The organism is Acidithiobacillus ferriphilus, from assembly GCF_018854775.1.
In the GTDB taxonomy this organism is placed as follows: Bacteria; Pseudomonadota; Gammaproteobacteria; order Acidithiobacillales; family Acidithiobacillaceae; genus Acidithiobacillus; species Acidithiobacillus ferriphilus.
Genome location: NZ_JAAZTY010000183.1, coordinates 1 through 8,527 on the forward strand (window position 1 = coordinate 1; position 8,527 = coordinate 8,527).

The following is an 8,527-nucleotide window of genomic DNA, read 5'->3' on the forward strand; positions in this document are numbered from 1 at the left end:
GCGACTGCTGGGCATGCCGGAAAACCAGATCGCGGCTCTAGCCCGGCACGGCACAGCGGAACGCAATGTAGCGGTCATAGCTCCCACTTCCGGGGTGGTCGAGACCCTCCATGCGCGCCAGGGTGGTTATGTCTCGCCGCAAACGAATCTCTATGAAATAGCCAACCTCGACCGGGTTTGGGTCAATGTGGCGCTCTATTCCTACCAGTTACCGTGGGTACATATCGGCGATGCCGTGCGCTTGCATCTGCCCGCCTATCCCGGCAAATCCTGGGAGGGACGCCTGAACTTTCTCTACCCGACACTGGACCCCAAAAACCGGACGGTGACGGCCCGGCTGAGTTTTCCCAATCCCGGCGGGATGCTACGCCCCGGCACTTATAGCGACGCCACGGTTCTGGCCAGCGCTGCGGAGACTCTGGCGGTGCCCAGCAGTGCCGTACTGCGTACCGGTCAGAGAGATTACGTGATGCTGGGCGAGGGCCAAGGACACTTCCTGCCGGTACAGGTCGCTCTAGGGGCGGAGGCCGACGGTTGGGTAGCCATCGACAAGGGACTCAAAACGGGTGACCGGGTAGTGGAAAGCGCCCAGTTCCTGCTCTATTCCGAATCCCGGTTCCAGTCGGTGAAGGCTCGTATGCTGGGGGGCACCACGAGTGCCGCGCCGGGCACCGGGATTTCCCAGCCGCAGAACATGACTCAGGGCCGGAAGCCCCCTGCGTCCGCCGCTCCCGCCGGGAATGCTGGTGCCCCGCCAACGCCACCGGCCTCATCCGGTCCGGGCGTCATGGTCGGGATGAACAGGGGTCAAGGAGGCAAATCTCATGATTAGAGCGATCATGCGTTGGTGTATGGAAAACCGTTTGCTGGTCGTGATCGCCGTCCTGGTATTGATCGTCGGCGGTACGCTGGCGGTGATCAACATCCCCCTGGAAGCACTCCCCGACATTTCGCCCACCCAGGTCATCGTTAAGACCTCCTACCCTGGCCAGGCGCCGCAAATCATTCAGGACCAGGTCACCTATCCTCTGGAAACCACCCTGCAGGAGGTACCCGGTGCCCAAGCCGTGCGCGGCTACTCCATGTTCGGGGACTCCTATGTCTACGTCCTCTTCAAAGGGGGCACCAGCATCTATCAGGCCCGCAATCTGGTACTCCAATACCTGAGCCAGGTGCAGTCCAAGCTGCCGCCGGGGATCACCCCGGCCCTGGGGCCGAACAGTTCGGGGGTGGACTGGATCTTCGAGTATGCCCTCACCGATCCCGGCGGGACCTTGAATCTCGCCCAGCTCACCACCCTGCAGAACTGGTTTCTCAAGTACGAACTGCAGGCCATCTCCGGCGTCGCGGAGGTGGCCACGGTGGGGGGCATGGTGCAGGAGTACCAGGTGGTGGTGGATCCCCAGAAGCTCCTCGCCTATAACCTGACTCTGCCGGAAGTGGAGGCCGCTATTCGGGCTGCCAATGGGGAGACCAGCGGCTCGGTGGTGGACATGGGAGGAGCGAGTTATATCGTCCGCACCTCGGGCTATATCCATTCCCTGAAAGACCTGCAAGATGCGTCGCTGGCCGTACGCAACGATGTGCCCATTACGCTGCGGGAGGTGGCCCGGGTGCAGTTGGGTCCACAATTGCCCAACGGCGTCGCCGATCTCAATGGCCAGGGCCAGGTGGTGGGCGGTATCGTGATGATGAACCAGGGTGGCAACGCCTATGCCCTCATCCACCAGATCCAGCGCAAGCTGAAGGACATCCAGCCCTCCCTGCCCAAGGGCGTGCAGGTTGTCACGACTTATAGCCAGGCCCCGCTCATCCAGCGCAGCATTCATACCCTGACCGGCAAGTTGCTGGAAGAATCCCTGGCGGTGGCGCTCATCTCCCTGCTCTTTCTGCTGCGCGCGCGTTCGGCGCTGGTGGCCCTCGTCGCCCTGCCGCTGGGAATACTGGCCGCCATCCTCATCATGTGGGCCATGGGTGTCCCCGCCAACATCATGTCCCTGGGCGGCATCGCCATTGCCATCGGCGTGATGATGGATGCCCCCGTGGTCATGATCGAAAACATGCACAAGCATTTGGAACACAACCCCGGTGGCGACCCCTGGGCGGCGGCGATGGCGGCGGCGGAGGAGGTCGGTCCGGCACTGTTTTTCTCGCTGATTATCATCGCTGTTTCCTTCCTGCCGGTCTTCGCCTTGGGTGGCGAGGAGGGCAAGCTCTTTGCGCCCCTCGCCTTTACCAAGACGTTTTCCGTGGCCGCCGCCGCCATCCTTTCCATAACCGTGGTGCCCATTCTCATGGCATGGTTCATCCGCGGCCGCATCCGCCCTGAAAACAAAAACCCCCTGAATCGGGTCCTGGCTTTCCTCTACCGACCGGTCATCCACACTGTCCTGCGCGCCCCCTGGATCATTTTGGTCCTCGCCCTGCTGCTCACGGCCACCCTCTACTACCCCTGGAACCGCCTGGGGTCGGAATTTATGCCCCCCCTGAACGAGGGGACGCTGCTCTACATGCCGGTCACCCAAGACCCGGCAGTCTCCATCGGTCAGGCAGCCACGCTCCTACAGCAGACGGACCGCATCCTGAAGACCTTCCCCGAGGTGGAGACGGTCTTCGGCGAGGCCGGAAGGGCACAAACGGCGACGGACCAATCGCCTCTGTCCATGTTTGATACGGTGGTGAATTTGAAAAATCCCGACCAGTGGCCAGCCGGGATGACCATGCACAAGCTGCAAAGCAAGATGAACAAAGCCTTGCAAGTCCCTGGCCTGTCGAATATCTGGACACAACCGCTCAAGGGACGGGTGGATATGCTGACTACCGGTCTCCAGACGCCATTAGGCATTAAAATCGGCGGAACGGATCTCGATACCCTGAACCGCCTGGGGCAGGAACTCCAGACCGTCCTGCGCAAGGTACCCGGCACCCAGAGCGCCTATGCCGCTCGGGTCACCGGCGGCCGCTACATCGTCATCCACACCGATCGTGCCAAGGCCGCCCGTTTTGGCCTTTCGGTGGCGGATGTGAACCGTCTCGTGGAAACGGCCATCGGTGGCAAGGTCCTGACCACCGCAGTACAAGGGCTGGAACGCTTCCCGGTGGATCTCCGTTACCCCCGGGAACTGCGCCAATCCCTGTCCACCCTGATGGAAAGCCGCATCGCCGCTCCCGATGGTGCCCAGATCCCTCTGGCCCAGGTGGCCGATCTCCGGATCGAGGGCGGGCCTGCCATGCTTACCAGCGACAACAGTCGCCTGAACAGTTGGATCTATATTGACCCGAAGCCGGGCACCAACATCGGTGCCTATGTACCCCGCGCCAAAGCGGCCATTGCGAAAGCCGTCCATCTCCCAGGAGGTTATACTGTCTCCTGGGTAGGCCAGTATCAGGTCATGGAGCAGGCCGCCAAGCGCCTGGAACTGGTCATTCCTGCGGTGATTCTGCTGATCGCCCTGCTCCTCTACTTCAATTTCAAAAACTGGGTGGAGGTGACCATCATCCTGCTGACTTTGCCCCTGTCTCTGGTCGGTGGTTTCTGGCTCATCTATTGGCTGAATTACAAGCTCTCGGTGGCGGTGGCAGTGGGTTTCATTGCCTTGGCGGGAGTGGCGGCAGAATTCGGGGTGGTGATGCTTCTCTACCTGGACCAGGCACTCCTCCGGCGACAGGCCCGTGACGCCTTGCGGACCTGGCATGACCTTCAGCTTGCCGTCATCGAGGGGACCATGCTGCGCCTACGGCCCCTAGCCATGACCTTGACCCTGGTGGTGGGTGGCCTCTTACCCATCATGTTCAGTCATGGCGCCGGTGCCGATGTGATGAAGCGCATTGCCGCCCCCATGGTGGGCGGCATGTTCAGCGCCGCGTTACTGGCGCTGCTGGTAATTCCTGCCCTTTACGCCCTGTGGCAGAAGCGGCGATTGGGCCTACGATGATGAGACTACGGATGAGGAGGAAGTAATGATGTTGGCAACGGACACCCGCTATATCCTGCACCCTGTCTGGGACCCGCTGCTGCGGGCACTGCATTGGTGGATGGCGCTTGCCATGATGGCGCAATTCACCTCAGGCGCGACCCTCCTGGCCTTGGGTAACGACATGTCTGACGCCCTGATGGGAAAGATCGACATCATCCATTATGTCGGCGGCTATGCTTTCGCCGCCGGGCTGGTGGTGCGCATCATCTGGCTCTTTGTCGGCCCGCCGACGGCGCGCTGGCGCGACCTCCTGCCCCTGACGTCAGCCCAGCGCCGCATCTGGCGGGAAACCCTCTCCTGTTATCTGAGCGGCTTCCGACGCCCGATTTCTCCCTATCGGGGGCATAACGCTTTCGCTGGCCCCGCCTATCTCGCCTTTTTCCTGATTGCCGTGGCGCAGATCGCCTTGGGAATCAGCCTCTCGCTTATGCCGGACAGTGAAGCGATGAACTCCCCGTTGATGGTGATGCATGAATGGGGATTCTTTCTGCTGCTTGCCTTCGTCATTGTCCATGTGGCGCTCGTGATCGCGCACGAGGTTGCGGGCCGCCACGGCTTGATATCGGCCATGATCCACGGTCACAAGGGGTTCACTGAGTCGGAACACCAAGCCCTTCATGCCGATTGGGACGCTGCGCTCGGTGTCCAGGCAGACCTGAGCGGCGGGACGAAAGGGCTGGACGATATTACTTCAAATAACGGAGATATCACGAAAACCAGGCATGAGTGATGGGTAGGCGAGTGGTACGGACGGTCAAATTCGCCATGGGCGGAAAGGAAGGGCACCGAAAATTGTAGTCATAACCAAGTGCTTAATTTTGATAAACGAACAGTTCAACAACAGCAAGGAGACGAACATGAAACGTTTTTATCTCACCCTCATCCTGGCGTGTTCGGCGGCGGTCACGCTTCCGGCATATGCGGCCACGGGCAACATGCCGGGCATGGACAATATGGGCACCGTATCAGGCCAAGCGACCAAGGCCCAGACCTTCATGGGGCAGGGCAAAATCAACAGCATCAATCCCGCTGCGAACATGGTCAATGTCGCCATGGGCCCCGTCAAGGCCCTTGGCTGGCCCAGTATGTCAATGAATTTCCTGCTCCAGAACAAGGCTATGCTCAACGGCTACAAGGCTGGAGAAATGGTGAAATTCAGTTTCGCAAAGGATGCTGCCGGGGGGTACATCATCACCAGGATCACGCCGGTCAGACAATGAAAATACGGAGTAACCCTGTAATCCGGCACATCGGGGAACACCATGGGGATATTATCGAGTTATATCATCCACTGGATTGCCACTAAATTTAGCTGAATAAATACAGTAGGATTCACCATGACACTGGGAACATCCCACCAAGAAATATGCAAAGAAAGTCAGATCATGACGATCAGATTTCGCCATGCTGCCCTGCGGGGTTTTATGATGACGATTCTTATGACCGCGCCATTATCTGCCTATGCACGCGAAGATCATGCGCCAACCAATCCAAGGTATGAGACAAAAATACTGACAGATAAAGCAGAATATTTGACACACACCATGATTGTACAGATCAAGGATGGTCACTGGACGGAAGTCGTGAAGGACGCCCGAAAGATTGCCGAGATTGGCAAACAAATACAGGCAATAAACGCTTATTGATGTAGCCGCTGGCGCCATCAGGCCTTCATGGCGGGCGGAGCGATAGCATCTACTGGCCGGATGGCTTGGTGTAACGGGATGATGCCTTTGTGGGGAAGGGATGATCGGGCGGAAAATTGGTCGTGGCGCTGAAGGCAAAATTCCCGTTATTTTGGCTGCTGAAAGTTAAAGGTGAGGAATGAATACATGCTTAATCCTAAAAACAGCAGTTCCCGTTCGCTGAAATCAGGAGATTCACCTGATAGGATGGAGTTTTTCGTTGTGAAGATGGTCACCCAACGGCTGACCACTTGGCGGTTTGCTTCTCATGGTCTTTGGGGGTGGAAACACACTTGGACGGGCACGGACTGCTTGCGGTGCTACTGCAGAACCGCAAGCCCCCCCCCCGTCATCGGGTAAAGGCTGCGCGGGATACAGCCAGCAGTGCGCTGCCGCTTATTGGCGTAAGGCAAAATCACCATAACGGATTTTAGAGTTATTTTGGTGAGGTATTCGGGTATATATTCGTCGAACAGCCGGTGCAGAGGTTACGCTACCGCCAGGTACAGCAAACTCAAGGGATACCACAAATGGCTAATTGCTGTGAAGACAAAAGCTGCGAGATGGACGCCATACCGATCCCGTGGCCACAACCTAAACATGAGTTCCAGTTGGCTGTGCTCTCGAAATGACTTGATCGCCAATGTCGGTGTCTTACTCGCCGCCAGCAGGATCAGCACCACCGGGTGGCCGACCGCTGGCGGATCCATCAGCTACGGGAAGCATTGATTCAGAGCCCGTCCTTTTGGAAACGGCTCTGGCTCTTTCTCATTCTCATCGGGCCAGGAATTCTCGTTATGATCGCGGACAACGATGCCGCATGGGGTGATAACCTATGCTCAAACCGGCGCCGCCTACGGAATCGAATTTTTCATTCCGTTTCTCATCCTCATGGTCCCCGTGGCCTATGAGGGATCGGGACATAATCGCGGAATTATGGTCGTTGATTGCTGCTCTTGACGCACATAGCTGGCGTACCCTCTCAAAAACCTGCGGGGAGCCAAGTCCAGCGTCCCATAACATTACCATGAACCCGGAAAAATCAGCTGTTCCAACCTCTGCTGGGCAGATGGCACAAGACAAAATGGTATCAATTGTCCTGACAATGCAACCACCCCATCGCCTAACGAGGCATAGCAAAACGGTGGGTGCGACAATTTGCCGCATGTAAAAATATTCGAACCAGATGTAAGATTATCCACTTCGGGACGATAAACTTGGTGTCTGTTGGCAATAATCAGCGCGGGCTATAGCTTTAACAGCGTCTTTGGTGTCGTGCTGCGGTGAAGATTGGATTCCAGATCCGACCTGGGAGGTGGACGGTCCCGCTACTGTGGCCAAATACGCCGAACTTCTTTTGATGGTTAGCCGTAACGAAGCAGTCAAACCATCCGTCACTGCATGTGATGGCAATTGGGTCAAGAGTGAGAGCGACTGAACCTATGACAATTGAAAAGGACGCCGTCATGAATAAGCTCCTCATCGCGTTGCTCGTAATAATCGCTCTTGCAGGGTGTTCGCGTTCCGATGGCCTGGATGATAGCCATACCGTGAAATGGTACATGGCACACGATGCCGCAGCTAACCCCTCTTTTCTTGTTGGCTTTTTTGGATCGGCGAATTCGGGTAACAAACGCACCCCCTGCGAGGCCAGGGAGACTGAAGCGCAAAAGGCCCCGTAGGATATCGCCCCATTATTCGGGGATGATAGCGGTGACAGAATGAAAGAATAAACGAGTGACCGCTTTCGCTGCTTATGTGTCATTGGGTGTAGCGCAAGCACAAGGGATGCCCGTAGGCGCCAGGATGAAACTTTATTGTCCACCATCTCAGGGTCGGCAAAGGCGGTGGGTCTACTCAGGATGATACTTCGTGAAACGTGGAAATTGTTCAAAGCGTAGAATCAATGGGATACGGCTGATCCAGGATGATACTTTTTTGTCCGTTAACACAAATTGTTAACGGACAAAAAAGTATCATCCTGTGTTTTCAGCTTTGGAGTGAAGGTGTATGCTGACTCACAGATCATCAGGTTGGGGATACCTGCTATGGCTCGTCGGCGTTACGCGTTTGATGAAGGCAAAATCGCGCGCTTCCAGAAAGAAGGGCGAGGGCGAGGCCGCGGTACAAGTTACAAGCCGTGGCTGACCATACAGGATGTGGCCTCCCATGGCCGTTCACATCGAATTGCCGGAATCAAGACCGGCCGCGTACACCACCTCCTCTCCGACATTGAGCGGGATGCTTTTTACCAGTTTGACTGGGCGGATACCGTTACGGACATCCGCGAGCAGTATCCCCTCGACCGTGAATACACCCGCCGTATTGCCGCGGATCTCGATATAAAGCATCCGCGAGACGCCGCTACGGAAATAGTCATGACTACGGATTTTTTGGTCGATATCGCTTATGAAGGGAAGCTGAGGCAGTTGGCCCGTGCCGTCAAGCCCGCCAGCGAACTCGAAAAACCTCGCGTCATCGATAAGTTGGAAATCGAACGGCGCTATTGGGTACTGAACCGCCCCGGGTATTGTAGAGGCTGATTAATGTAAGTCATGCCGCTTTACCGGCCTGACGGGCGAGTTCTGGTAATATTGTGCCTCAGCTTCTGCCGGAGGGATATATCCCAAGGGTTCCAGAAGTCGGTGATGGTTAAACCAATGCACTCATTCCAGGGTGGCCAGTTCCAGGGACGCTTTGGTTTTCCAGGGCGCACGACGATGGATCAGTTCGGCCTTGTACAGTCCATTGATGGTTTCTGCCAGGGCGTTGTCGTAGCTGTCTCCCTTGCTCCCCACAGAGGGTTCAATGCCAGCCTCGGCAAGCCGTTCTGTATAGCGGATGCTGACATATTGCGAACCACGG

Annotated in this window: 7 protein-coding genes and 1 pseudogene; 6 read left to right on the forward strand and 2 right to left on the reverse strand. The window is 57.1% G+C overall.

The genetic code is table 11. The features are described from left to right. The 5 genes from HF921_RS11660 to HF921_RS11680 form a co-directional block, all read left to right on the forward strand. Window positions 1-832, forward strand: an 832-nt coding sequence (locus tag HF921_RS11660) for an efflux RND transporter periplasmic adaptor subunit (RefSeq protein WP_215893859.1), incomplete at its 5' end; no start/stop codon positions are given. Next, window positions 825-3,935, forward strand: coding sequence for an efflux RND transporter permease subunit (locus HF921_RS11665; RefSeq protein WP_014028268.1), 3,111 nt, complete (start codon window positions 825-827; stop codon window positions 3,933-3,935). The genes HF921_RS11660 and HF921_RS11665, both read left to right, overlap by 8 nt. A gap of 25 nt (window positions 3,936-3,960) precedes the next feature. Beyond that, window positions 3,961-4,707, forward strand: a complete 747-nt coding sequence (locus HF921_RS11670) for a cytochrome b/b6 domain-containing protein (protein WP_010642721.1) — start codon at window positions 3,961-3,963, stop codon at window positions 4,705-4,707. Between the two features lie 127 nt (window positions 4,708-4,834). Next, window positions 4,835-5,197, forward strand: a complete 363-nt coding sequence (locus HF921_RS11675) for a copper-binding protein (protein WP_010642723.1) — start codon at window positions 4,835-4,837, stop codon at window positions 5,195-5,197. 117 nt (window positions 5,198-5,314) lie between these two features. Then, window positions 5,315-5,623: a hypothetical protein gene (locus HF921_RS11680; protein WP_010642724.1), complete on the forward strand. Its 309-nt coding sequence runs from the start codon at window positions 5,315-5,317 to the stop codon at window positions 5,621-5,623. Between the two features lie 527 nt (window positions 5,624-6,150). Here HF921_RS11680 and HF921_RS11685 read toward each other — a convergent pair. Beyond that, window positions 6,151-6,372 carry a hypothetical protein gene (locus HF921_RS11685; RefSeq protein WP_198660538.1) on the reverse strand — a complete coding sequence of 74 codons (222 nt, stop codon included), beginning with the start codon at window positions 6,370-6,372 and terminating at the stop codon, window positions 6,151-6,153. 1,338 nt (window positions 6,373-7,710) lie between these two features. On the opposite strand from HF921_RS11685, the gene HF921_RS11690 reads away from it, so the two are divergent. Beyond that, window positions 7,711-8,205 (forward strand): TnsA endonuclease N-terminal domain-containing protein, encoded by a 495-nt coding sequence (locus HF921_RS11690; protein ID WP_226834556.1) that lies wholly within the window; start codon window positions 7,711-7,713, stop codon window positions 8,203-8,205. Here HF921_RS11690 and HF921_RS11695 read toward each other — a convergent pair. Continuing rightward, a pseudogene (locus HF921_RS11695) lies at window positions 8,206-8,527 on the reverse strand (integrase core domain-containing protein); the annotation flags it as partial. It lies immediately after the preceding gene.

Bases quoted from the DNA above. Each gene is read 5' to 3' on its own strand.
- HF921_RS11665 (WP_014028268.1), top strand. From the start codon at position 825: ATGATTAGAGCGATCATGCGTTGGTGTATGGAAAACCGTTTGCTGGTC.
- HF921_RS11670 (WP_010642721.1), top strand. From the start codon at position 3,961: ATGATGTTGGCAACGGACACCCGCTATATCCTGCACCCTGTCTGGGAC.
- HF921_RS11675 (WP_010642723.1), top strand. From the start codon at position 4,835: ATGAAACGTTTTTATCTCACCCTCATCCTGGCGTGTTCGGCGGCGGTC.
- HF921_RS11680 (WP_010642724.1), top strand. From the start codon at position 5,315: ATGACACTGGGAACATCCCACCAAGAAATATGCAAAGAAAGTCAGATC.
- HF921_RS11685 (WP_198660538.1), bottom strand. From the start codon at position 6,372: ATGGATCCGCCAGCGGTCGGCCACCCGGTGGTGCTGATCCTGCTGGCG.
- HF921_RS11690 (WP_226834556.1), top strand. From the start codon at position 7,711: ATGGCTCGTCGGCGTTACGCGTTTGATGAAGGCAAAATCGCGCGCTTC.